Source organism: Nostoc sp. (assembly GCF_036916735.1).
Lineage (GTDB): Bacteria > Cyanobacteriota > Cyanobacteriia > Cyanobacteriales > Nostocaceae > Nostoc.
The window spans coordinates 75556-98902 of record NZ_JBALFV010000069.1; the positions used below are offsets into that span (position 1 = coordinate 75556).

The following is a 23347-nucleotide window of genomic DNA, read 5'->3' on the forward strand; positions in this document are numbered from 1 at the left end:
TTTTAGGGGGGAAGGGTAGTTTCATACGAAAAAAGAAAAATGCATAAGTCTTGATTTCTCATTTTGTGGCATGGCTTTTTCCCTCACTTCCATTCCTCTCCCCCACGGGGGGAGAGGCTTTGAAATCCAGTTTCAGTTTTTTTCTGCTTGTATGAAACCACCTGCTTATTAAGAATATAAATATTATTTAGGGTAGGTAAATAATCTCGCTACATAAACAATTAAAGTATTATTTTACTATCTTTTAAGAAACAGTAGTCAGTAATAACCTTTTTGTGACAGTTAGGGTGCAGAATGTGGGTTTATAAAGTAAATCTTAAGTAGGGTGTGTTACGCCATAGGCTAACGCACTCCTCATAACATGGTGCGTTAGGCGCTCATGTCATGTTTCTCGTGACACTTGTATCGAAATATCCGCCTAACACACCCTACAATAATTTTATTTTTACTTTATAAATGACCTCTAATTTACTTTTGTTCATTTCTGAAATTTTGTCTTCGCTCATCTTGACGTCTTCTTAGTTTATATTCTTCAACTGCTTGTTGATAAAGAGCTGAACCCTGGATAATAAAATTGGCACTAAGTCTAATATTTTTCTCTCCACAAGCATTATTAATAAATTTCATGTTTCTTACTTGAGCTAGAACAGTATTATCTAGTTGGGCATTACCGCTAGAACTATTTAAGTTTGCCTTAATAACATTACCCTGTTCATCAATATCTAAAACTACTGTTGCTCGTCCTTCAATGCCTTGATATCTTAACTCGTCTGTATATTTAAAATTACATTTTATACAATCAACTTTAGCTGGACTTACAGTTACAAAAACTTTTGGTAAGCTCTTGTCACCCGTTACTACAATACTAACGCGATCGCTATTCTCAGAACTCACACTAATAGATTGAATTCCTATTACTGGATTATCTCGACTGAATCTACTACCACAAGGTAAAGACAATTGAGCTTTAGCTATATTAAATATACGTGTATTATCTTGTATCATAGGAAAACTTAGCAAATTTGTCAGCGTAGGAGTAACTAAGATAACTTCCAGACCTTTTTCAGTTAATTTGTATTTAATTCCAGTAATTTGTGTAACTTGCGCTAATGCAGGTTGAGCAATCAATACTAAGAAGCTAGTACTCAGAGAAAGCAAATAAAATAGATAATATTTCATATACTTATTGTGATATTTTTACTAATCAGATAAACATATTAGTAAGCGTGACCGGAGGTTTTCAAAGTTTGCAAATCGAGATCATTGGCGTATAATTAGCTTAATTTTATTATTTATTCCTTCCATAACACCACTGGTTATTCTATTAATAAAATAGTCACAGATTCCGTCTAAATGAGTGTGAAGTGTGGCACAGCTTTTCTGTAAAAGACTTGAGCTTGAGTCAGCCACTTGGACAGAAATTATTCCACCAAAGTTAAGTTTTTTTGTAATTAAAAATCTTCAAAGCCTTATCCATCTTGATTTATACGATTTTATGTTGCTACCTTTACTCAATATATAAATATAACTTATCACAATAAGTAGAGGAGAACCTCAATTACTGTGTCATCAAAAACTAGATATGCGTAATCATTCATTTGAATCATATCTCTAACATTATCCCAAAGTAACCGTGGCGTTAATTTTTCATTCTTGAGATAGCGATTAATTTTATCATGACTAATCTGTTCTAAATGCTCTGCCGAATTTGTGAGAGTATAATTAATCTGACTAGTTAATAAGTACCTAATTGTTAAGTTTAGTAAATATCATAAAATAGCGATCGCACTGTGCCAGTTACATAAGTCCTGAAAATTAATCAGACAGACCACTAAAATTAGGCATAGGGCATGGGGCATTTTACACTTGTACTGAGCATTGCCGATTATGATTGACGAGTATATTCGAGCCGCAATGACTCAAAACCAGATTCCTGGACTTTCTGTTGCAGTGGTGCAGTCAGGTGAACCTGTTTTAGTTAAGGGCTATGGACTGGCAAATATTGAACACTCTGTTCTGGCTACTGAACATACAGTTTATGAAATTGCATCTGTTGGTAAAACTTTCACTGCTACAGCCATCATGATGCTAGTGGAACAAGGGATAATTTCGCTAGAAGATGCGATCGCAGATTATCTCGATGATCTACCCCGAACGTGGCAAAATGTCACAATTCAACATATTCTGTCTCATCAGTCTGGAATTCCTAGCTATACCGATGCCCCAAACTACTGGGAAATTACCCATCTTAATTTATCAAAATCTGAAATTTTGGCTCTAGTTACTCACCTACCCCTCAAGTTTCAACCGGGTGAGTTTAGCGCCTATGACAACACAGGCTACTATTTACTGGGTTTGATCCTAGAAAAGGTAACAGGACAATCTTATGGAGATTTGTTACAAAAGCGGATTTTTGCTCCTTTGGAAATGAAGGCAACTGTAATGAATGATCCCAAAGACATAGTGCCACACCGGGCTGCTGGCTATCGGTTGCCAAACAGCAAACTCGTTAACAAACCTTACTACAGTCCTTCTGTTACCTATTCTGCTGGAGGCCAACTTTCCAGTATAGAAGATATGGTGAAGTGGGAACAGGCGCTTTGTGGTGCAACTTTGTTAAAGCAATCAACCCTTGATTTAATGTGGACTCCTCATTTTCCCAATCAGGGCGATGATTGGGAAAAGTTGAGATATGTTGCAGGTTTAGGTTGGTGGGTATTCAATTATGGTGATCGCCGAGTAGTTGGTCATAATGGTTCGATTTTAGGATTCGCAAGTAACATTACCCGCTTTATTGATGACAAAATTACCGTAATTTTACTTTGCAATCTAGATAAAATTTCTCGACCAGATGCGATCGCTAAAAAAATTGCTGAATACTACTGTCCAGTTCTTACAGAACTAGTGCTTCAGCCTCCATTAGCAAAGAAGGAGTAAAACTAATTACTCTTGACTCTGCTAACCCTTAGAACTAATCACATAGATTACTAGTGTTCAAAATTCAAAAAGCCTTTGGGCAAGGCAATAAAAGAGATCAGTTTATGGTATCAATTGAATACTTTAGTCTGTAGAACTTTTGTATTCAAAATACTAGGCTTTTTCTTCATGCAGCCCAGTAAACTAGACCAAATTTTAGGACTAGAACTACAGCGTCATCGCACAAAAAAAGGTTGGTCACAGGAGTATCTTGCAGAAGTGACAGGTCTGCACAGGACTTACATTAGCCAGCTTGAGCGAGGGCTAAAAAGTCCATCTGTTAGAGTTCTCAGTCATATTACCAATGCTTTAAATATGACAATGAGCGAGTTTTTACAAGCTGTAGAGGAATGCCTCAGTGTTGACGGACAACGAGATTGAAAGATTAAGCCAAGCCATTATTGCTACCATTGCATCTCCAGTCATCGGCTCGATAGAAGATTATACGTGGGAAGCAATTTTTCATTATGTTAAAGATATTCCTTTATCAGATCCCGCTTTAGGACGTAGCAAGCTTCTCTACGATGCTGTTGACTTGGTGACTAAAACTGGTTGGTCACTCAAATCCCTCCAACTGAATAGCCTCAACTTTACAAATCCATTTTTGTTTGTAATTCAGAGAGCAGATGTCATAAAGAAGGCTGTTCAACTGGGTTTTCCTGGTCTGACTGAGCAATCCTTGCCTAATGAGCTTGGATCAGCCATTATCCAACATTGGAATCAGAAGATTATTTTGAGTCAGGCAACACAAAGCGTTGTAAATAGTTATAAAGGCATATTACTGAAAACTATCAAAGGCTACGAGTATATTTACTGTGAGTTTCCACTTAATCCTCTTGACCCAAATACTTTTTCTTGGGCTTGGACAGTAGATAGAACTACTGGGGTATCGGGGGCTGGATTACAGGGAAGCGTTGCAGGCAAAATAGAATTAGTTTGGTATAAAAATCAGAAACAACTTTTTCAAGCTAGAACTATTCCTACACAAGCGATTCGCATTACAGTTGAAAGAACTCGTCTCACGCTTGATCGATATGTGGAGACAGTTCTCTCTGCTTTGCAAGATCAAATCAATACCCAATTTTCTGAGGATAGGTCTGAAGAATAGATGAAGCTATGACTTTACCTAGTAGAGGAGGTACAGATTCACCAATTTGAGAAGCCATATCAGTATATGTTCCCAAAAAGTGGAAATCATCTGGATAAGAATGTAATCTTGCAGCTTCGCGTATTGTAATTGTTCGATCTTGAGTAGGATGAAAAAACCTACCTGATCCTGGATGAAAAACCCATCTGGTGATGGTTCTTGCTGGTTTATCCCAGTAAAGCCTCCCGTATGCACCACTGTAGTGTTTCTTGGGAGCTAATTCAGAAGGTAAGTCCCTAGCATCTTGTCCTTCACAAAGAGCACGAACTCTTGAAAATTGAATTGGACTCAAAGCACGAGCAACATGATTAACAATTTTTATGCTTTGATGACGCATCATCGCTTGATATGTAGTTTGTGGAGCGGAAGGATAAACTTCAGCCTCATAGTCTTGTCCTGCATCTAGTGGTGGTAAGTCTCCAATCGCATCTCTGACTGAGACAAGTGGAGAAATATTTACCTGTAATAAATTAAGCTGATTAGAAGATTTTGTAGTTCTATAGTCACTCCTAATATCACCAAAATGTGTTGGTTCAGGAAAATGAAGAGAGCGATCTAGACTAGCTAGAAAAAAAGCTCTGGTTCTCGTTTGTGGTACACCATAATATGCAGCATTCAATGATGAAGAGACGACTTTATAGCCCAATGATTCAAGTTTTTCTGTTATTTCTTCTCTAATTACACCATTGTAAGCTTTCAAGATTTCAGGCACGTTCTCCATTACAACATAAAGGGGTCTAAACTCCTCTACGAATTCCAAAAACGTTATATATAGCAGGTTACGGGAATCATTAAGGTATCGATAACCGGCAGGAATATTTCTAGAAAATCCCTGACATGGAGGGCCGCCAATCAACAGTATTGGTGCTTCTCGCCGTAAGCCCAACGCTAATCGTAATTCATTAGGACTAACCTGACGTATGTCTTGATGAATGATTTTAGTTTTTGGGTAGTTCTGTTTGTATGTCGCCAAGGCTTTTGCATCTACATCGATTGCACATAGAGATTCAAAGCCCGCCATGTGAAATCCTTTTGTCAAACCACCAGCACCAGCAAATAAGTCAATAATCTTGTGTTTCATTAATGAATACTATAGTATTCATTAACTATCGTCAAGCAACTCCTTTATAAAAGATAGTAATCCCTAGCTCAACTTTTATTGAGGTATCTTAGCGGGTTTTAAATTTCTGGCTTTATAGAACATTTCCAAACTATCGCGATCGCCTACAAAACGCCAGTGCCACGGCTCATAACTCACGCCTTGAGCATTATCTTTAGGAAATGACATTTCAAAGCCAAAACGCGCTGCATTAGCTTGCAGCCATCGATAAGCCTTGGTATGGTCAAAGTTAATTTGGGTATCAGTTGCTGGTACTGCTCCGTCTCCAACATCCACAGCATAACCTGTGTGATGTTCGCTATAACCAGGAGGAGCGCTGAGGGCAGCTCGTTCTGCTGGTGTTTGATTTCGCTGGGCGCCGACACCAAAAAACAACTGATCTTGGTTTTTGACTGGGCGAAAGCCAGAAATTGGTACTAAAATTACACCTGCACTCCGCGCTGCTGCTACCATCTCCTCAAACTTTTGGGCAGCAGCTTTTCGCATTCTAATGCCCCTATTTGGGGAGATGGTTACTAGTTCTGAATCAGGGGCTTCTGGGTATGGAAAATGCCCTAACACAGTATCGCTGGAATTATTAGATGCTGTTGGAGTTGTAGGAGTAGAAGTAGCTGGTAAAGGTTGAATATCGGCGGTTTTTTTGGGTACTGTGACGAAAAACAAAAAAACGCCAATTAATGCCAGCAAAACAAATCCTGCAACTCCCCCAATCAGCAAAATTCGGGGTTGCAACCAAATTTTAGGTGTTGCATCAGGGGTATCACGTACAGCCACTGGAATATCATCACCAAAGTCATTCGATGAATTTTGCGGTTTTCCAGAAAACCCTGCCTTATTCAAGGGTAAACTCCTGTTTTTGTGGGATAGCCATAACAGATTTTGCACTGGACAAAAGTAAACGTAACAGGTAGGATTTTACATCTGTGGTTCTTAGGCGCAATCTTGACAAACCTTTTAGAACTATACGTCAAGCTGGGAGGATTAGTCCTGGTAGGTTTTATTCTGGGACGCAAACTACCTGTAACAGTTCCTACACGTTTAGGACAGTTTCTTTTTTGGGTGGGAGTACCCATAAGCATAGTATCGTTTTTGCGTCAATCTAGTTTGTCGGGGCAAATTTGGATTGCACCTGCGATCGCTTACCTAGCCATTTTATTAGGAGCATTTTTAGCTTGGTTAGTGATTAAAGTACAAGCCTATTTTAAAAAGACTGTCCCCCAACCACCAACTCAGGCTAGCTTGATATTAGCAGCAATGTTGGGTAATACAGGATATCTTGGTTTTCCCATCTCCTTAGCAATACTAGGCAAGGAATACTTTGCTTGGGCGCTATTTTACGATTTGTTAGGTTCATTCCCAGGAGCTTATAGCTTGGGTGTTATAATAGCAGCCCGTTTTGGCGGCGGTGTCCAGAATCGTTGGCAGATTATTAAGGCCATCTTAATTAATCCTGCCCTATGGAGTTTCGGATTTGGTTTGCTGGTTCGAGAAGCGACAATTCCCACAGTAGTAGAATTCTGCTTGGAGAAATTTGCTTGGAGTAGTGTAGCTTTATCTCTAGTGTTAATAGGAATGCGACTAGGGCTACTCAAATCTTGGCGTAGCTTACCACAAGCAGGCATAAGCTTGGGAATCAAAATGCTATTAGTTCCCTTGATATTGGGCAGCATTTTACCACTGTTTGGATTAACTGGTTCCACAGCGAAGGTAATTATTTTACAAATGGCGATGCCTCCAGCTTTCGGCACACTGGTAATTGCTGAGACATTCAATCTTGATCGTGATTTGGCAGTTACAGCCCTAGCTGGTGGGGCTATACTATTGCTGCTTACTCTTCCACTTTGGCTGTGGCTATTTTGATTTTGGATTTATGGACTGTGATCAATCCTTAAAACTCCAGGAAAAACATATCTTATGAATAAATTGGGGCTGGCTACAGAATAAGAACTATGTGAGAGGTGTTCTAACCCAAGAAACGCTTGTATCCTTGAATCATCGCTGCATACCTCTGGTTAATACTATTAATAAATTCAGTCTGATTGTACTTCTTGGCAAGACTCCAGAAGTTAACAATCAAGTCAAAATTTCCATCGCTGTTGACTGACCAACCAACATCATAGTTGCCTTCAAGAACAGCAACAATGTCACTTCTGACTGTCTGTCCATTAGAGCCACGGACATCAGCATAAGTTTTGACTGCGATACCTAAACTATGCAGAGATGCCTTCAAGCATTCAGGATTGGTAATTCTGGTACGCAATGTACTAAAATGACCTGTCTCTATTTGTATTCCTCTTCTCTTCAATCTGATATTTCTGAGATCCTTTTTCATCAAGCTCATGTCTATTTCATTATTTAATATTAAACTCATGTCTTTTTCATTATTTAATAGTAATTGCAATTCTTTGAGATTTATAGTGCCTTTCAACTCCTCAATAACTCTATCAGAGTTGATAGCTTTTTTAAGAAAATCTAGAGTTTTAGCATCAATCTTATCGAGTAGTAACAACTCTATTGCTGCTCTTACATTGCCTGACCGAGCAAGAGTTTTAAGGATAGATAACGTGTCAACATCGTGTTGCCAATTCAAGTACTCGTGATGCTTGGTTATAGAGTTTTAGACGATCTCTAGGTAGTTCCTGATTACGGTTAAGAATCGCCATCATTGTCAGTAGCAGAGGATTTCCTGCTAGTTCCCGAATTGCAGACGAGGTATTGATGGCAGCTTGGAGGCGATCGCGCTTTCTGATTTTTTCAGCCTTATCATTGAAAGTCAATTCGTGCCATCGGTGAATAAAGTCATCAATTTGGTACTGCTCTATATCTTGCAGCATAAAGTGACGAAACCCAGCATTTCCGAACCGTTGTGGCTTATAACCAATTACCCGAGATGTTACGATTACGCCTTGATATTTATATAAGTCAAAACCTGGGTTGATAACAGCAGTTCTTTCTATGTTTTCATTGATTGTTTCCAGGATGTAAGAATTATAGATATCTCTAAAAGCATTGGATGCTAAGACAATTTATTTAACTTTTATAATATACTTATTACTTAGCCTCTTCCAGTTAAAATCATCCGGTAGAAGTAGCAATTTCAGTTCACTCCAGATTTTTTCTAATCTCTTCGTCTCTAAAACTTCAGATTGATGATTTAAAACACTAATAAAGACACTTCCTAATAATTTTTTAACAATTTCATGCTCTAGAAATTTCTTTAGTGGCTGGTTATACTGTTTAATCTGTTGTTCAGATAGTCCACTATCTTGTAAATCATTTTGCACCAACTCCAGAAATTCCCTCACTGTTTTACCAGCAGTAATTTGTATTTCTTCCTTTTTAAATCTCTGTGAAAACTGCGTAGGGATGCCCTTTAATACGTCTTTTAATACATCTTTTGCTAAATCTTTTCCTAAATTTTGGGCAAACTGTTGCATTACGGGTTGAAACAGAAAGCCGATAGCATTACTAACTCCCCAAACAACTAACCAATCCATAATACCCTTGCCTATCTAAATTTTCGATTCTTCCCTTAATCCCAGCAGTGCCTGAACATTTTATACATTTTACTGAAAGCTATGCTTTAGTGATCGCCTCCTGCTGGGTGGAACATCGTTACTCGTTTTTTGTCTAACTTCAGAAAATCGCGTTGCTCCCTCTTATCATTCTAATTTAACCTCTTCCTTCTCTTACTTTGCGTTCTTTGCGTCCTTGGCGGTAGCCTGCGGCAAGCCACTTTGCGTCTACGTAAAAAAATTGACTTTGACAAATAGTTTTAGCCTTAAACCAAGCGTATTATTCTATAGATAGGCTATTTGCGCGCGATTCATTAGGATTATTTAGAACGTGGCGAATAGATTGACGTATGTCAGTTAAAAAAATTCTACAGGATGCTGTCCATAATATGGCAAAGCCTCTGACCAATTAGGAAATTTGCCCTCTTGCCAATCGAGATTAGCTAGTTCTAAAATACTCGTCACCGTCGCTGCTAACCCAGATTGAGCTTGAATCAACTGATAATCATTGTTCCAATTCGCTAAAGTTTCCTGCCATGCTTCTGGTGTCAACACTCTATCTGACAAACACACTTTTAATTTAGAAGTATCTGGTTCAAACTGATAAATAGCAGCAAAAATTTGACCTCGTTGTGCTGGCATTTCCACAGCAATAGTTTTTATATTTTGATTTTTGCCTGCTTGTGACCAAGCTACCGCAGCTAAAGTTGAAATCGCAAATACAGGAATATCTAACTGTTGCCCCAAAGTGCGAGCAGTGACAACGCCAATTCGAGTCCCAGTAAAGCCGCCAGGACCTTTTGCAACTGCGATCAAGGAAAAATCTGCCCAAGTTTGCGGTTTGATAAATTCAATTAAATATTGATGCACTAAGCTAGATAAATCACGCCCCAAATTCCAAACTTTAGAGCGAGTATCGCCTGCAAAATTACTAATTCCCAAACCTAATTCTGGTGTGGTGGTATGTAGTGCTAAAGCGTATTTATTTATGGCAAGGTCGTCTAGTTCCGTTATCAAAGTTATTTAAAATAGCTATTTTTTAGAAAGTTAACATGAATTATTCAAGCATATAACATAGCGGTTCTTAATTGAATAGACTACATTTCTTTTCTTCTGCTTTAGACAGTAGTCTTAGGGCAAACATTTTCCTGTTTCTACAAAATTAGAACGCGTAGGCGTAGCCCGCACTTCTCTACGAGACGCTCTTGCTAGCTTGCTTCCCCGTAGGGGTACGACAAAGCTCAGTGATCACCACAGGCATCGCAAATGTTCGCTTGCTGTTCACTCTCTAATAGCGATCGCGGCTAAGATGGGGGATTTTGATTACCGCCTTGTTGTCTCAGTAGATAGTCTAAAACTCGGTCAATTCGCTCCAAGGCAGCACCAGTAGTAAGTTGAAACTCCCGAAACTGAGATTTTTGTTCCTCAAAGCTTCGGTCAAGCTTTAGCATGAGTGCTTCTAATCGCTCAGTTCGTGCTTTTGTTTCCTCGATCTCACTGCCTGCCTTTATAAATAGGCGTTGCGTGTGAGTGATAAAACTATCAACTTTATCAGAAAGTTGGTCAACCTTTGCCCCTACCCGGTCAATACCTACCTCTAGTTGATCGAGGTGAGATTGGGTACGGTCTTGTTTTATCGTCAACTCATCAAGGTGAAATTGAGTACGGTCTTGTTTTATCGTCAACTCATCAAGGTGAAATTGAGTACGGTCTTGTTTTATCGTCAACTCATCAAGGTGAAATTGAGTACGGTCTTGTTTTATCGTCAACTCATCAAGGTGAGATTGGGTACGGTCTTGTTTTATCGTCAACTCATCAAGCCGCCTGCCTGCTGATTCTGCGTAGCTAGCAGTAGACACTAACAATCGCTTAACAGTTTGGAGTTCATCTTCTACATGGTCTAGTCGCTGTGCGTTGGTCATGCTGGTTTCTCTTGGCTGGCTTCTTTATTTTCTGCGATCGCTTTGGTGACATCTCCTCCCCATACCAAATCATTACAGCAGAAATCATGTATTTGAAGCACATCTGTGGTAAGGGCACAGTAATGCTGTACCCCTACGCCTGATCTATTTACCTGAAAATAGCTGTAAGATACACCAATCATTTTCTCTCAAGTGGGCACTAATTCACCCGGACGCAATTTCGACCACTTACCTGTTTCCCGCTTAAAGCTTAGACAACCAACAACATCCCATTCCATTTCAATTACATCATCTTTAGTCCGAATGTTGACATTGATAGAAGGTTCATTCGGATCAAAATTTGGTATTTCGGTCAAGTGAGGCTGTTGGTGCTGCCCTTCTACGGCATGATAGGTAACACATCGGTCTACATAGTGGCAATTCACGCAAATACACATAATAGAACCAACTCCAGGGGCCTTTATTGTTAATCTAACGTAAGCCCAACTCTTATTCATGAGTTGCTGGGTTGATTTTTATTACAATGCTTGAAGAAGAATTCAGAAGCAAAGCCGGAGACGTTTGTGTTGCTTTGGTCAGAATTTAGGAGCAGAGCAAGGAAAGTCCGTGTTCAGTCAAAATCAATAATAGCGTAGGGGATTCAGACCCGCCACTGACAGCGTAGCCTCTACTCTTTCTCTACAAGATGCTACTCGTAGCTTGCTTCACCGTAGGAGTACACAATCTAAAATCTAAAATCCAAAATGGTATTAGCTCCCAAAAATTGGCCTTTCAGCTTGGAATTCTTGCCACAACCCGCTTACATGGTAGGTGGCGCTGTTCGAGATGCTATCCTTGGCAGAACTCGCGGATATCTGGATCTAGATTTTGTTATACCATCTAAGGCGGTAAAGGTAGCAAGAGCGATCGCTCATCATTACAAAGCTGGTTTTGTGTTACTCGATGCAGAACGACAAATTGCGCGTGTGGTTTTTCCCCACGCCACAGCTGACTTTGCCCAACAGGAAGGAGATAGTTTAGAAGTTGATTTGCACAGACGGGATTTTACAGTAAATGCGATCGCTTATAATCCCCATACCCAAGAAATCATTGATCCTCTGCAAGGTTATGCAGACTTACAACAGGGCATTTTGCGAATGGTATCACCTGCAAACCTAGAAGATGACCCTTTGCGGTTAATGCGAGGTTATCGCCAAGCTGCCCAACTAGGTTTTACTATTGAGCCAGCTACCCAAGCTGCAATTCGTTCTTTGGCATCACATATCAGCAAAGTTGCAGCCGAACGAGTTAGGGTAGAAATTGGCTATCTACTGGCAAATTCTCAGGGTACTCCCTGGATTACAAGTGCTTGGGAAGATGGTTTACTTGCGCCTTTCTTCAAAAATGCCACCCGTGAAAGCTTGATAAAATTAGCAGCAGTTGATGAAGCCGCCGCCTTACTCAGCCAAAATTGGCAACAATTAGGAGAAAAACTGCAAGAATATGTCCGCGATAGTATCAAAACCACTTGGTTAGGTATTGCCAAACTTGCTTGTCTTGTCAACCCAGATCCAGAATTAGCAGAAATAGAACTACAGGAACTAACTTATAGTCGTGCCGAAATCCGGGGTGTAACCACTGCCTTGAAACTGTTACCGCAGCTTCAAGTAGTCGATATGTCTTTGCGAGAACAATACTTTTTCTTTCATGACGCAGATATTGTCTTTCCCGCGATGACAGTCTTAGCTGTAGCACTTGATATTTTGGTAGAGGCGATGTCTAATGACAAGCCACTACACATAGCAATGGAAACTAAAGCAAAATGCTGCCTTCTTTGGACACCTTTGATTAACCGCTACCTGAACCCTGATGATCTGCTCGCTCATCCCACTCCACTAGTGAGCGGGAAGGAGTTGATTATAGCATTAGATATTCCAGCTTCGCCAATTATCGGGCAACTGTTGAGAGAAATTGGTGTAGCCCAAGCTGAGGGGAAAGTTTTAACAAGAATAGAAGCGATCGCTTATGCACGTCAACTACTTGAAGGTTAGATATTAAAATAATTCGTAATTCGTAATTAAGTTTTGCAACGGGGATTTAGATCGCACCACAAAACTTGCCGCTTGTTAAGTAGAACGACTTAAATAATTCACGCTATGTCATTGCGAATGAAACAAAGTGTAATGAAGCAATCACAGGGGTTTCACTGATTTTACATTATGTTACATAGTTTGATTTATTTTCACCGACTTACTTAGTTGCGGGGGACTTAATCAGAATTAATTCTGTTAGCGGTAGCGGGGCGTTTAGCCCATTCTTACTCCTGATACCAATTCCAGAAAAAGAAGAAAGCTGCTCAAAAAATTGGTTGCAATTTAATCGTTAACCCCACAGCACAAGAAGTTTCTTAAAATAAATCAGGGGATAGCGTAGCAAGCTTTCCGGTCAATGATATACCAAAATGAATGCGTGAATTACTCAAATGAGAAAGCAAACTGGGGTTTGAGAAAGTAAAAGCTGATTTTGCTTGCGGAAAACACCAAAATGAGAAAGTAAAAGCTGATTTTGAGAAAGTAAAAGCTAATTTTACTTGCGGAAAACACTAAAATGAGAAAGTAAAAGCTGCTTTTGAGAAAGTAAAAGCTGATTTTGCTTGCGGAAAACACCAAAATGAGAAAGTAAAAGCTGCTTTTGAGAAAGTAAAAGCTGATTTTGAGTAAGTCAAATGGCATTTTGAGTAAATAATCAGGCATTTTTCCTAACTGGAGTTTAGACTAAATAGAGAAAAAAGCGGTCAGTCTTGTTGAACTGACCACATTTTGGTCAATGCTGAGATTTAAAGAAAAAATACAGCTTGACCATGACATTTGATAAGCGTAAAACTTTTCCGTACCAAAGTGTACACCCTGTTAGGTAATGCCAAAGATGCGTTATTTGACCTGATGGATGCAGTGTTAGTAACACGTAGTGCGTACTCGTTCGTCGAGTTATCAACATCACCAGTGTTTCGACGGCAATGGTCGAGCATTTATGAAGCCATAGAAGATGGCTTACCACCAAGATTTGAATTGATGCAGTTGTACATTGCACAGTTACCGCAAACAAGACAACTGGTTTTAGCAGGAGATCATACGGCTTGGTCAAGACCACATGCTAAAACACTAAAAGACCGTACCTACGAACATCAAGCTCAACCCATGTCTGGAGCAAAACCAGTGACAGTAGGGCAAGGTTACAGCACAATAGCCTGGATTCCAGAACAATACGGAAGTTGGGCATTACCATTGTTACACGAACGCATCACTAGTTTTGACAATCCTATTAGCAAAGCCGCGGCTCAACTCAAACTTGTGTGTGAAAATCTGCCACAGCGACCAATATCATTGTGGGATGTCTCGTTTATTTACCCTCACCAATTAGCATAAATCCTGCCCAATCTCTAGGATTCGGATATTGTTCCTTTGTTTTGAGCATTGCTTGGCGTAAAGCTTGTGCTTTGTCGTGTGTCTGATTCAACTGGTTGTAAAACTCTGTCATGAAAGAGGCGGTGGGCACTTCAGGTGATGACCACAAGGGTATAATTACACTTGGTACTCCAGCAGAAATCAGGGACAAGGATAAACCACTAATTCCGTCACTGCTAATCTGACTCTTGCCTGTTTCTGTGGCACTGATCACAAATAGTGTCGTTTTGAGTTTTAAGTCTAAAATTTCTGCGGCACTGAGCACTCCACCATCGCTGTCACTTGGAGCAAGGGCGATCGCACCTGGGATACCTTGCCGCTTTATCCCATCTATTATCCCATAAGTTCCTAGATGAACTGTCTTAGCTTTGTTTAATTGTTGTAAAACAGTCTTCTTCGTTGCAAGATTTGCAATCAAAGGTTTAGTCTTGAGCAATTCGGCAACTTCTAAGGCTTCTCGTTCTGCATTTACAAGGGTTGGTAAAGGTTGCGGCGGTTGCCCAATAAAGAGCGGAATTCTTGGCATACTAGGATTGCCTACTACTAGCGCATTATCTCTGGAAAAACGCCGTTGTTGTTTATGAGTTAAAGCTAACACTTGAATAGCAGGAACCGTGACAATTGTGTACTTTTCTATTAGATATTTGCCAAATATATCAACTAGGGCTGGAAAAGGAACCAAAGAAAGTTCTTGTTGGGGAATAAATATGAGACGGTTAGCAGTTTCTTTTGGCAGCAAATCAGCAATTGGTTTAATTAGTAACTGATAAAGTTGCAATAATGGCTTGATTTCAATATTCACTTTTGCAGCAGCTTCAGTTTTACCTTTGATTCCCATAGATTCGCCAACATTAGCAACAACATTGGCTAAGGAAGAAACAGGATAGATTGTATGTTGAGATTTGATATCAATGCGGCGAAACTTTACTTGGCCTGATGGCTGCACAACCCAAACATACAGCCCTTCATCAGGAATAATCGAATACTCAATTAATGTGGCATTTTGCTGTTTAGCGATTTGGCGAATTTGGGCAATTGTGGGAGGATTGATTTCGCGAGGAGCAGTTTTGGCAGCAGCCCATACTGGTTCAGAAGACAAGCGCATTCCTAGTAGCTGGGCAATAGACCAAGATTTACCACGTTCTGCCATTTCTAAGGCGGCTTCCGGTTGATTTTGGGCAATCAAAAGTTGTTGCCAAATTTGATAAGTAGCGGCTTGGTCTTGAGTATAGTTAATACTGTTGCTTCCTACTTTTGACCGGATTTTTTCCCAAACATTTGTAGCATTAAGCAGTGTTTTTTCAGCTTCCGATAGTTTGCGAGCTTTCAGCAGAGTTAATCCGATATGATTGAATACTGTTCCTATCTGTAATTGTTTGCCTTGGTTGCGAGCGATCGCTAACTGCTGTTTATATACTTCCAGGGCCTGTTCATATTCTCCACTCTGACAATAAATGTCTCCCAAATTGCTCAGAGACTTCATTTCTCCCAGGGAGTCTTTGATATTTCTTGTTACTAACAACTGCTGCTGATATATTTTTATCGCTAGCTGATATTGTCCTTGTGTTTTGTATGCTGCTGCTAGTTGACTAAGTAAATCAGCAACGCTTACCGCGTCTTTATTTTGCTGGGCGATCGCCAATTGCTGCTGATATAGTTCAATTAACTGTGGATATTTTCCCTGCGACTGGTAAACCTGTACCAATTTGTTTAAGGAATTATCTATTGCAGCAGTATCATAATTTTTTTGAGTGATTGCTAACTGCTGCTGATAAAGTTCAATTGCTTGAGGAAATTGTTCGTGGGATTCGTAAGCTAACCCGATGTTGCCTAAAAAAGCAGCTTCTCCTTGAGGAGTGCCAATTTCTTTTCTAATTTTTTGGGCTAAATCATGCAGTATTTTCGCTTGTTTGATATCTCCTTGATAAATATAAGTATTACTCAAGTCCTCTAAAGCTTGAGCTTCCCCTTCGCGATCGCCAAGCATGTGAAAAAGGGTTCTCTGCTGTTGATAATGCTTAATTGTTTGCCCGTACTGCCCTAAAGTAAAATAGATTTCCCCCAAAATTCCTAAAGTATTAGCTTCTCCAACAGCATTATTTTTCTGCTGATAAAGCTGCAACGCTTCCTGCAAAGACTCTAAAGCCGCTGCAAATTGAGCAGTCTGATGCTGCCTAATTCCTAACTGTAGCAGTAAATCGGCTCGATATAGACGATTATCTACAGCTTGAGCCAAACCAACTGGTGATAAAAAAAGTGCTGCTAAATGCAATGAAATTAAAGAATGTAAAACAAATAAAATGAAAGTATATTTTTTCTTATTAACTGATAAAATTTGCATAATTTTTGGAGATAGTCATAACCTTTTGCCTCTACCTTTGTGAATAACAAGCTAGGAGTGAAGTTAATTTCCCTTTTATGAGGCTACCTTGTCAATTAGCTAAAAGTCGGGTTTTTGCATTAAAAGGGAACAAGGAACGGGCAACAGGCAACAGGGAAATCCTTATAATTAAAATTAAGGGATTTTTGTCTACAAACAGCTAACTTGAGAAACCAGAAAGAAAAACTTATTATGCTGTGGTGCGTAATAAGCGGACAGGTTAAGGAGCAGCAAGAAATTGGAAAACGCTTGAACGTTACGATACCTCTACTGTGACAAGATGGTTGCAAAAGTATAGAGCAGGTGGGCTATATGAATTACTGGAAATAAAAAAAGCTCTTATTGTGCAAAATGCAAAATTCATGAAGTAGCGATCGCACAGGGCGAACCCATCTTATTTACTAATAAAAACTAATAAAAAATTCCACAGAATATAAATAATTGTAAAGCTTCAGGGAATTATAAACTAAACAAATCAAATATTTACTCAAATGTAAATTAGCTTATTTTTAAATTAATGGCTATTAATTAATACTAAAATAATTTATTTATGGATACATAAAAATATATTTTTATAGAAAATAATTAAACCTTTAATGTTAACCATTCAACTCAAGTGCCGCAATCGCCTCAAGGCGACTTAGATGACTCAGGGGGACATCAACCCAGCCGCTAAATCGGTTGGCTGCATTCCAAGTACTTTTGTACAGTGACTTTTTATTTGTCGCTGTGCCAAATTAATGTCATCGAGGGTATGAAGCTTGAACTCTCTAGCGTTCAGCCCAGAAGCAGCACAGGGAACTTATAGGCTATATCAACACAAATTGTTGCAAGCCTAAAGTGGGTAAGGCTTAGTTTGATGACACGAATTTGCCTCAACATCATTTAATTTGTCACTGTACAATCCTGTCTCTTCCTTAGCCAATGTTGTTGCTAATATTGGCGAATCTATGGGAATCAAAGGTAAAACTGAAGCTGCTGCAAAAGTGAACATTGAAATTAAGCCATTATTGCAACTTCATTCAAATCGAATGGGCTGTATCTCATTGCTGTTTAATCTTGGCGATTTCTGACACCCAAAGCCGCCGATTTGCATGAGGTAGTGTCAATATCTTCTCTAAAGACCAATGAAAATAAAAGGCAATAAATGCTACCTCTTCGTGCAGTTGCTCCAAGGGGTAGCTTATGATTCCCCCGACAGAGAAAACTCCACTTGAAAATTACTATTACAATGGGGACACTCAACCGGAATATAAACATCGCCGTCTTGATTAATCCGATTGTAAAACTCCCGTAAATATGCCAAATCTCGCGTAAAAAGACCTTCCAATAATTCAGGCGTGACTAAAGATAAATTTCCCAACCGCGTAATTACCTGAGATAGCATTACCAAGACACCATAGGCTGAACTTTCTTTAGTGCGACGATGTTTCTGCACATATATTTCATCCTTTGCCGTTGCCAAGCGCATCACCCCAAGGCGATGAACCATCCCTTCGGTTTCTACCAAACCTCTAGGCAAGATAAATTCAAATTCTGTGTCTGTGATCTCGTGACTGTCCATGAAAATTCCAATTTAAAAACAAAATTTAGCTTAACTAATATCTATCTGCTCTGATGGCAGTTTCGCAGTATTTGGCGACGCTTCATCTTCCCCATCAAGTTCGTTAATCTGACGATAAAATCGTTGCAAATAATTGAGATCGCAGGCAAATAACCCTTCTATAACAGAAGGAGTTATTTCATCTATTGCTCCCAATCGTCCAATAACGCGAGCCAGAATCACGACCGTAGCATAGGCTGGATTTGATTTTACACGGGGATCTCGCAGAGGAACTATTTCATCAATCGCTTTAGACAAACGCATTACACCTTTGCGGTGCAGATTGCCATCCGTATCTAGGTATCCCTTGGGCAAGGTAAATTCAAACTCTGTTTGAAACATTACTTACTTACGTTTGTTCGCTTAAATTCTTCAACGATTAATTCAATCTCTTCAATTTCTAGCTCATTAGCAGAGGCTTTGACATCAGTAATTGTATAGCTAGTCGGCCATGCACCCTTGAATTCAAATGTTGCCTGTGCTTCGGCTGCTTGGTTATAGATAGTTAAAATACCATCTCGCCGCTGTTGCGCCCAATTTCCCTCTTCTACTGCCTTCAACCAGTTCCACAAGGTCATAGATGATGTCATACCCCGACGTAGCACTAAATTACTACTTTTGAGATTACCGGGAATGTGGGTACTGACAATCCGACCAGTTTTGGCTTTACTCCAAACTTGTGGCGTTACTTCGGAAATAGGAATTACTTCCTGCGTGCGCTTAAAACCCTGACACTCCATAAAGTAGCCATCTGCACTATCGATGCTACCGTCAAGTTTGAGTTCCAGGTAAAAACGGCAACTTGTGAGAAATTCGGGTTGTTTTAGCACAGTTATTGCAATTGAGTTAATTAGCTTTATTACTACACCACTCGAATTACGCTCGGTGGCTAGGGAATTTAGTAGAAGACAAAAAAGACATGAAATGCCGATTAGCTTCGCATTTTGCAACGATAGAGAGATTATTGTGCGGGCAAAGCCACGTCTTTTGAAGTAGCACGTCAAATGCGATCGCAATTTGTGCATCTGACGTGGCAATAGATACCCAACCAACTATTTATTTTGTGCGTTGCACATAGGTATAGGAAAAAGATACGGTTTCTGTGAGCGCTTGGTTGCCAGCAACATCCAGGTTTGACATTTTATATGATAGGGGCATCACACCCTGGAAGTGCCAGTTAGCTGATTCGCTGCCATCTTGTTTAAAGACTTTAATATCAGCAGTTTTTAGCTCACCTCTAGTCTGAGTCCCTCCGCCTGAATCTCTATTGGAGTGAGAATTGTAAAACCAATCTGATACTGCTTTGGGTTTATCGCTATTGGTGACAAATGTGATGGTTATATTTTCGTTTTTGACTGCGGAAGCAGCTTGTTGTGCAGTCACTTTGCTGCCCGCAGTAACCCCTAATGGCCCATCGGTAGCAGTAACTTGAATAGACATTTTTAAACCAGAAACTTTCTGAACAAATAACTTGTCATCGAGTCCATCGGCGTTAAATTCAAACCTAGCCGATGCTAAATATTCTGCCATTTATTTACTCCTAGTTATATGCATACAAACTCTCTGGCATCTGTCTCACTTAAAAGACTTTTACTCAAACGCTTTTATTTATTTTGATCGCTGGATAGTTTGACAATTAAATTCAAATGATTCCATCAAAATATTGCTGCTAGCAACATCAAAATCTGACACTGAGTAACTGACAATTTGACATTGTTTGAGATCGTAACTCACTACGTCATTACCGCTAGCATCTAAGATGGTTATTTTGCCATCAGTATAACCATCATTCCATTTGCCACCGCCGCCGGAATATGTTGTAGGTAGAGCTTTAGCCCAAATGTCGAATAGTTTCTTGTTGCCATCTTCCAGAGCTGCCTCGATAGTAAAGTTTTTATTATCGGTGTAACCACTAGAAGTTGTCTGGTAAATTACCTGTCCGTTGGCACCTACTGCTATAGGAAGATCAGCAGCAGCGATTTTTGCCTCCACATCTATACCACTGAAGCTCTTGATTGGATAAACTGTGCCACCAAATTCAAAGGCAAAATTACTAGAAGAAATTACTTCTACTGCCATATTTTACTCCTTGCAAACTGTTTAGTATTCCTAATTAGCAGTAAGTAATTGGTAATTAGTATTTGTAATTACCAATTACTAATTAACTATTGCCCTGGAGCCCACTGACTAATGCGGAAGATCACAAATTCCGCAGGGCGTACAGGAGCAACGCCGATTTCGATGTACAAGCGGCCGAGCATCATAGTATCTGGAGTATTGAGTTCTCCATCGCACTTGACATAGAAAGCGTCAGCAGCACTTGCTCCCACTAGCGCTCCCTCGCGCCACAGGCGTTCCAAGAAACTGGAGACAGTAGCGTTAACGCGACCCCAGAGTCTAGAATCGTTCGGCTCAAACACCACCCATTGGGTACCAATTTCAATCGATTTTTCGATGTAGCTCATCAGGCGGCGAACAGGAATGTAACGCCACTGAATGTTATCCGGCTCAACCAGGGTGCGAGCGCCCCAAATCTTAATGCCTCGATTGAAGTTAGCAAAGTTGCGGATGCAGTTGATACCTAACGGGTTCAACAATTCCTGTTCGCGGAAGTTGGTTTCGTATGCTAAACCGATGACACCGCGAGGAGTGTCGTTAGCGGGTGCTTTGTAAAGTCCTCTAGTTTCATCGGTACGGCACCAGACACCCATCATGTGACCACAGGGAGGAATAGCAATCGGTCTACCGCCATTGCGGGGGTTAGCAACTTTGATCCAGGGATAGTAGAGAGCGGCAAACTGGGAGCGGCGGTTAAAAGCGCTCAACCACTGCGCTACATGCTGCGGCTTAACTTGTTCAGCTGGTACTGCTGCACCATTTTTGCAAGGAGGCGAATCGAGAACTACCATGCGGAAAGGGGGACTGGGCGAGGAGTTCTCACACCTGCTGATCATCATTTCCATGATCCCGTGTACCTGATCAAGGTCTATTAGTCCCTCTTGGTAGACCCGCATCAGGTCTGGGCAGGCAATCATAGCAACGTCGTCAATTTCAAAAATCCCCTGGACGCCACTGCGATCCTCGCGTGTCCCTTGCAAATCGCGGGGGAAGCGGTCTGGAGTAGAAATATGAGGAGGTGGGCTGACCTCGTACATACCATTTACAGGACGGCGGGATAGAGATTGCCCGCTTTGGGCGATATCCTCAATAGTCAGGAATTCAGATGTTTCCAGAACCGTAACTACATAGTCTGCTACCTGTGTATCGATCGCCGAGTTCATTGTCAGGTGCTCGTACCGTTCAAGCTCCTGCTCACCCCGCTTGACTACGACAGTGAAGAATTCGCCTGAGTCTAGTGGCGGTTCTGTACCTTCGGGTGCGTCTTCAGGGAGAGGTTTAGGCGTACTGGATTGAATTTGCACGGTCAACCGGGGGGTAGATCCTGGCAGAGCGAGTGCGCTTTCTTCTTGTTCAGATGGCTTAATAGAGAACCGCAAAGATGGACGACCGCCTGAGTTTAACAGCTTTGTAGCACTTTCTTCAGCAGGTGGTGCTTCCGAACCAGGCAGCTTGATACCGATGCTAGAAACCCAACAGCGACCACCGCCATTCAGAAACCAGCCGTAAACCGCAAAAGGCAGATAAGCATTGAAGTCTGTAAAGCCATCAGACCCTTGCTTGCCAAAGTATTCCAGGTATTGATCCCAACTGGTGACCATCATCGGTTGGAACAGTTCGGCCTCACCACGTACATCTTCGGTAAAGCCAATAAAACCAGCAACACTCAGGCTGACACCTTCTATCGGGCGACTGCCACGGTCTACTTCTTCGACGTAGACTCCAGGAGCAAAGTAATCTAATCTGGGCATAAGCGCTCTTTTTATATTTGCTACGAAGTTGGTAATGAATAGGCACTAGTACCGCAAGGCGGAAGTCAAAAGTCAAAAGAATTGTATTACAGGCTTTTGCGCTATTTTAAATGGTGAACCAGCGCTCTTGGTAGGGTTTCCCTCCGCAGGCGACTGGTGTTAGCGCAGCGTAAAGCCTACGGCATAGCTTCTCTACGAGACGCTACGCGAACGCTTAGAGCGACGAAGGAGCGTCACCCGAAGGGTATGTTTATTTACGCCGTGTGTACTAGACTTGCGTTTAATTAGTCTTTTAAGTTAATTAAATCTACTTGGATGTATTTGTTCTGCTTTTAGGTGCAAGGGTATTGTTACAGTCACATATAAAGCTGGACGTAACCTGACACCCAAAGCACTCCACAAAGCTAATGCATCTAGAGGCTTAATGGCACAAACAAGCAATTGTAAGTTGCCATAACCACGCAGTGTAGGATCTAGCATCTCTTCTGGCAGCAAGCGGTGACCCAATAATAGCCTTAATGCCTCTGACAGCAGACGTTGCTCCCCCAGCGCTGTAAACCCCCAGACACTTACCAAAAAAGATACATCAATCCAAACAGTTGAGTATTTCTCAGAGGTTATATCCTTTGTGTCATAACTATTTCTGTTCTTTAGTTGCCAAACTGAGTGTTGCCCTTTGTTATGTTCCCGTATGTCATAGCAGTATAGGTTCAGCAATGGCTCTATACCCTGTTGTAGACCAGGGTGGTTAAAATCTATTTGCTCTGTACTGATTAGAGAAGTTCCACTAGCCAGGATCTTTGCCAACGTCTGAGTAACAGCAGGGAGCATAGAACATACTGGGCACTTAGTTTGTATAAATCTAGATTAAGGATATATATACCTGCTGGTTATTAGACTTTGGTCGAAAGTTTAAAAATTGTGTCCTAATTAACTAAGCAGCAGAAAACACTACTAATCTTAAAAATAAGTATTCATAGCTTGCGGTGAATCACATATTTTACGTATTAGAAGATGTTTGAAAAGTGTTTGGCTGTGATTTTAGGCACTTATTGTCCCCCTAGCCCACGCCAGTCGCTCCACTTGGGGAGACCCCAAGACCGCGCTGGCTCCCCTTAAAAAGGGGAGCCAGCGCGGTCTTGCGGCTCTGCCGACTTGAAGCACGTGGTGTGGATTTAGAGGGATATAGAACGTTTTGATACCCACAAGAAGACTTTTCAAATATCCTCTCAGACCTATTGCAAAATTATTTTGTGGTAGATTGAGGGTTTTGTATAAAATGCACCTTTAAATCGGTGCAGACAACTTTTATTACCTTGTTGAAATGTCTGATTCAAATGAGCCGCAAGCTTTAAAGTTATCAATTATACCA

24 protein-coding genes and 3 pseudogenes are annotated in these 23347 nt (G+C 40.6%); 6 read left to right on the forward strand and 21 right to left on the reverse strand.

The features are described 5' to 3' along the window. Positions 1 to 468 precede the first annotated feature (468 nt). The 3 genes and pseudogenes from V7L20_RS16665 to V7L20_RS32680 all read right to left on the reverse strand — a co-directional run. Positions 469 to 1179, reverse strand: a complete 711-nt coding sequence (locus V7L20_RS16665) for a TonB family protein (protein WP_334745145.1) — start codon at positions 1177 to 1179, stop codon at positions 469 to 471. Between the two features lie 81 nt (positions 1180 to 1260). Next, the gene (locus V7L20_RS16670) at positions 1261 to 1410 is read right to left on the reverse strand and encodes a transposase (RefSeq protein ID WP_334745146.1); all 150 of its coding nucleotides are present in this window, start codon (positions 1408 to 1410) and stop codon (positions 1261 to 1263) included. Between the two features lie 143 nt (positions 1411 to 1553). Continuing rightward, positions 1554 to 1773: pseudogene (locus V7L20_RS32680) on the reverse strand (IS701 family transposase); the annotation flags it as partial. Positions 1774 to 1887: 114 nt separating this feature from the next. Between V7L20_RS32680 and V7L20_RS16675 the strand changes: the two are divergent. The 3 genes from V7L20_RS16675 to V7L20_RS16685 all read left to right on the forward strand — a co-directional run bounded on the left by V7L20_RS16675 (position 1888) and on the right by V7L20_RS16685 (position 4084). Further along, positions 1888 to 2937 carry a serine hydrolase domain-containing protein gene (locus V7L20_RS16675; RefSeq protein ID WP_334745147.1) on the forward strand — a complete coding sequence of 350 codons (1050 nt, stop codon included), beginning with the start codon at positions 1888 to 1890 and terminating at the stop codon, positions 2935 to 2937. A 168-nt stretch (positions 2938 to 3105) separates the two neighbouring features. Then, positions 3106 to 3357, forward strand: coding sequence for a helix-turn-helix domain-containing protein (locus tag V7L20_RS16680; RefSeq protein ID WP_334745148.1), 252 nt, complete (start codon positions 3106 to 3108; stop codon positions 3355 to 3357). Then, on the forward strand, positions 3335 to 4084 hold the full coding sequence (locus tag V7L20_RS16685; RefSeq protein ID WP_334745149.1) for a hypothetical protein: 750 nt from the start codon (positions 3335 to 3337) through the stop codon (positions 4082 to 4084). The genes V7L20_RS16680 and V7L20_RS16685 overlap by 23 nt, the downstream gene beginning before the upstream one ends. On the opposite strand, the gene V7L20_RS16690 is transcribed toward V7L20_RS16685, so the two are convergent. Both V7L20_RS16690 and V7L20_RS16695 read right to left on the reverse strand, forming a co-directional pair. Next, complete coding sequence (locus V7L20_RS16690; protein WP_334745150.1) at positions 4047 to 5204, reverse strand: DNA cytosine methyltransferase; 1158 nt, start codon at positions 5202 to 5204, stop codon at positions 4047 to 4049. The genes V7L20_RS16685 and V7L20_RS16690 overlap by 38 nt on opposite strands. A gap of 75 nt (positions 5205 to 5279) precedes the next feature. Continuing rightward, on the reverse strand, positions 5280 to 6083 hold the full coding sequence (locus V7L20_RS16695; RefSeq protein WP_334745151.1) for a M15 family metallopeptidase: 804 nt from the start codon (positions 6081 to 6083) through the stop codon (positions 5280 to 5282). A gap of 102 nt (positions 6084 to 6185) precedes the next feature. Here V7L20_RS16695 and V7L20_RS16700 point away from each other — a divergent pair, with 102 nt between their 5' ends. Beyond that, on the forward strand, positions 6186 to 7103 hold the full coding sequence (locus V7L20_RS16700; RefSeq protein ID WP_334745152.1) for an AEC family transporter: 918 nt from the start codon (positions 6186 to 6188) through the stop codon (positions 7101 to 7103). A 139-nt stretch (positions 7104 to 7242) separates the two neighbouring features. Here V7L20_RS16700 and V7L20_RS16705 read toward each other — a convergent pair. From V7L20_RS16705 to V7L20_RS16735, 7 genes and pseudogenes are all read right to left on the reverse strand, one after another. Continuing rightward, positions 7243 to 7575: pseudogene (locus tag V7L20_RS16705) on the reverse strand (DUF1257 domain-containing protein); the annotation flags it as partial. Between the two features lie 256 nt (positions 7576 to 7831). Continuing rightward, positions 7832 to 8146, reverse strand: a pseudogene (locus V7L20_RS16710) (NACHT domain-containing protein); the annotation flags it as partial. Between the two features lie 123 nt (positions 8147 to 8269). Next, positions 8270 to 8740 (reverse strand): hypothetical protein, encoded by a 471-nt coding sequence (locus V7L20_RS16715; protein WP_334745154.1) that lies wholly within the window; start codon positions 8738 to 8740, stop codon positions 8270 to 8272. Between the two features lie 375 nt (positions 8741 to 9115). After that, positions 9116 to 9775, reverse strand: a complete 660-nt coding sequence (tsaB, locus tag V7L20_RS16720; protein ID WP_334745155.1) for a tRNA (adenosine(37)-N6)-threonylcarbamoyltransferase complex dimerization subunit type 1 TsaB — start codon at positions 9773 to 9775, stop codon at positions 9116 to 9118. A gap of 287 nt (positions 9776 to 10062) precedes the next feature. Next, positions 10063 to 10680: a 6-aminohexanoate hydrolase gene (locus V7L20_RS16725; RefSeq protein WP_334745156.1), complete on the reverse strand. Its 618-nt coding sequence runs from the start codon at positions 10678 to 10680 to the stop codon at positions 10063 to 10065. Next, entirely contained in the window at positions 10677 to 10862 is a 186-nt protein-coding gene (locus tag V7L20_RS16730; RefSeq protein WP_334745157.1) for a hypothetical protein, read from the reverse strand. Before V7L20_RS16730 ends, V7L20_RS16725 begins: the two co-directional genes overlap by 4 nt. Positions 10863 to 10868: 6 nt before the next feature. After that, entirely contained in the window at positions 10869 to 11117 is a 249-nt protein-coding gene (locus V7L20_RS16735) for a Ycf34 family protein (protein ID WP_334745200.1), read from the reverse strand. A 306-nt stretch (positions 11118 to 11423) separates the two neighbouring features. Here V7L20_RS16735 and V7L20_RS16740 point away from each other — a divergent pair, with 306 nt between their 5' ends. Beyond that, complete coding sequence (locus tag V7L20_RS16740; protein WP_334745158.1) at positions 11424 to 12710, forward strand: CCA tRNA nucleotidyltransferase; 1287 nt, start codon at positions 11424 to 11426, stop codon at positions 12708 to 12710. 846 nt (positions 12711 to 13556) lie between these two features. Then, a complete protein-coding gene (locus tag V7L20_RS16745; protein WP_334745159.1) occupies positions 13557 to 14084 on the forward strand; it encodes a transposase in 528 nt (175 codons plus the stop codon). On the opposite strand, the gene V7L20_RS16750 is transcribed toward V7L20_RS16745, so the two are convergent. The 9 genes from V7L20_RS16750 to V7L20_RS16790 form a co-directional block, all read right to left on the reverse strand. Next, positions 14059 to 16464, reverse strand: coding sequence for a CHAT domain-containing protein (locus tag V7L20_RS16750; RefSeq protein ID WP_334745160.1), 2406 nt, complete (start codon positions 16462 to 16464; stop codon positions 14059 to 14061). The genes V7L20_RS16745 and V7L20_RS16750 overlap by 26 nt on opposite strands. 1082 nt (positions 16465 to 17546) lie before the next feature. After that, positions 17547 to 17678: a DUF6760 family protein gene (locus V7L20_RS16755; protein ID WP_334745161.1), complete on the reverse strand. Its 132-nt coding sequence runs from the start codon at positions 17676 to 17678 to the stop codon at positions 17547 to 17549. An 8-nt stretch (positions 17679 to 17686) separates the two neighbouring features. Continuing rightward, positions 17687 to 18067: a phage tail assembly protein gene (locus V7L20_RS16760; protein ID WP_334745162.1), complete on the reverse strand. Its 381-nt coding sequence runs from the start codon at positions 18065 to 18067 to the stop codon at positions 17687 to 17689. Positions 18068 to 18097: 30 nt separating this feature from the next. After that, a complete protein-coding gene (locus tag V7L20_RS16765; protein ID WP_334745163.1) occupies positions 18098 to 18448 on the reverse strand; it encodes a hypothetical protein in 351 nt (116 codons plus the stop codon). Next, positions 18448 to 18936 carry a phage tail protein gene (locus V7L20_RS16770; protein ID WP_334745164.1) on the reverse strand — a complete coding sequence of 163 codons (489 nt, stop codon included), beginning with the start codon at positions 18934 to 18936 and terminating at the stop codon, positions 18448 to 18450. The genes V7L20_RS16765 and V7L20_RS16770 overlap by 1 nt, the downstream gene beginning before the upstream one ends. 226 nt (positions 18937 to 19162) lie before the next feature. Beyond that, positions 19163 to 19636 carry a phage tail protein gene (locus V7L20_RS16775; RefSeq protein WP_334745165.1) on the reverse strand — a complete coding sequence of 158 codons (474 nt, stop codon included), beginning with the start codon at positions 19634 to 19636 and terminating at the stop codon, positions 19163 to 19165. 78 nt (positions 19637 to 19714) lie between these two features. Further along, entirely contained in the window at positions 19715 to 20185 is a 471-nt protein-coding gene (locus V7L20_RS16780; protein WP_334745166.1) for a phage tail protein, read from the reverse strand. Positions 20186 to 20271: 86 nt separating this feature from the next. Then, a complete protein-coding gene (locus V7L20_RS16785) occupies positions 20272 to 21975 on the reverse strand; it encodes a phage tail sheath family protein (RefSeq protein WP_334745167.1) in 1704 nt (567 codons plus the stop codon). A gap of 297 nt (positions 21976 to 22272) precedes the next feature. Next, complete coding sequence (locus V7L20_RS16790) at positions 22273 to 22806, reverse strand: Pvc16 family protein (RefSeq protein ID WP_334745168.1); 534 nt, start codon at positions 22804 to 22806, stop codon at positions 22273 to 22275. Between the last annotated feature and the right edge of the window lie 541 nt (positions 22807 to 23347).

Bases quoted from the DNA above. Each gene is read 5' to 3' on its own strand.
- V7L20_RS16765 (WP_334745163.1), bottom strand. From the start codon at position 18,448: ATGTTTCAAACAGAGTTTGAATTTACCTTGCCCAAGGGATACCTAGAT.
- V7L20_RS16750 (WP_334745160.1), bottom strand. From the start codon at position 16,464: ATGCAAATTTTATCAGTTAATAAGAAAAAATATACTTTCATTTTATTT.
- V7L20_RS16725 (WP_334745156.1), bottom strand. From the start codon at position 10,680: ATGACCAACGCACAGCGACTAGACCATGTAGAAGATGAACTCCAAACT.
- V7L20_RS16715 (WP_334745154.1), bottom strand. From the start codon at position 8,740: ATGGATTGGTTAGTTGTTTGGGGAGTTAGTAATGCTATCGGCTTTCTG.
- V7L20_RS16735 (WP_334745200.1), bottom strand. From the start codon at position 11,117: ATGTGTATTTGCGTGAATTGCCACTATGTAGACCGATGTGTTACCTAT.
- V7L20_RS16680 (WP_334745148.1), top strand. From the start codon at position 3,106: ATGCAGCCCAGTAAACTAGACCAAATTTTAGGACTAGAACTACAGCGT.
- V7L20_RS16690 (WP_334745150.1), bottom strand. From the start codon at position 5,204: ATGAAACACAAGATTATTGACTTATTTGCTGGTGCTGGTGGTTTGACA.
- V7L20_RS16760 (WP_334745162.1), bottom strand. From the start codon at position 18,067: ATGGACAGTCACGAGATCACAGACACAGAATTTGAATTTATCTTGCCT.
- V7L20_RS16740 (WP_334745158.1), top strand. From the start codon at position 11,424: ATGGTATTAGCTCCCAAAAATTGGCCTTTCAGCTTGGAATTCTTGCCA.
- V7L20_RS16775 (WP_334745165.1), bottom strand. From the start codon at position 19,636: ATGGCAGAATATTTAGCATCGGCTAGGTTTGAATTTAACGCCGATGGA.
- V7L20_RS16790 (WP_334745168.1), bottom strand. From the start codon at position 22,806: ATGCTCCCTGCTGTTACTCAGACGTTGGCAAAGATCCTGGCTAGTGGA.
- V7L20_RS16785 (WP_334745167.1), bottom strand. From the start codon at position 21,975: ATGCCCAGATTAGATTACTTTGCTCCTGGAGTCTACGTCGAAGAAGTA.
- V7L20_RS16780 (WP_334745166.1), bottom strand. From the start codon at position 20,185: ATGGCAGTAGAAGTAATTTCTTCTAGTAATTTTGCCTTTGAATTTGGT.
- V7L20_RS16665 (WP_334745145.1), bottom strand. From the start codon at position 1,179: ATGAAATATTATCTATTTTATTTGCTTTCTCTGAGTACTAGCTTCTTA.
- V7L20_RS16675 (WP_334745147.1), top strand. From the start codon at position 1,888: ATGATTGACGAGTATATTCGAGCCGCAATGACTCAAAACCAGATTCCT.
- V7L20_RS16730 (WP_334745157.1), bottom strand. From the start codon at position 10,862: ATGATTGGTGTATCTTACAGCTATTTTCAGGTAAATAGATCAGGCGTA.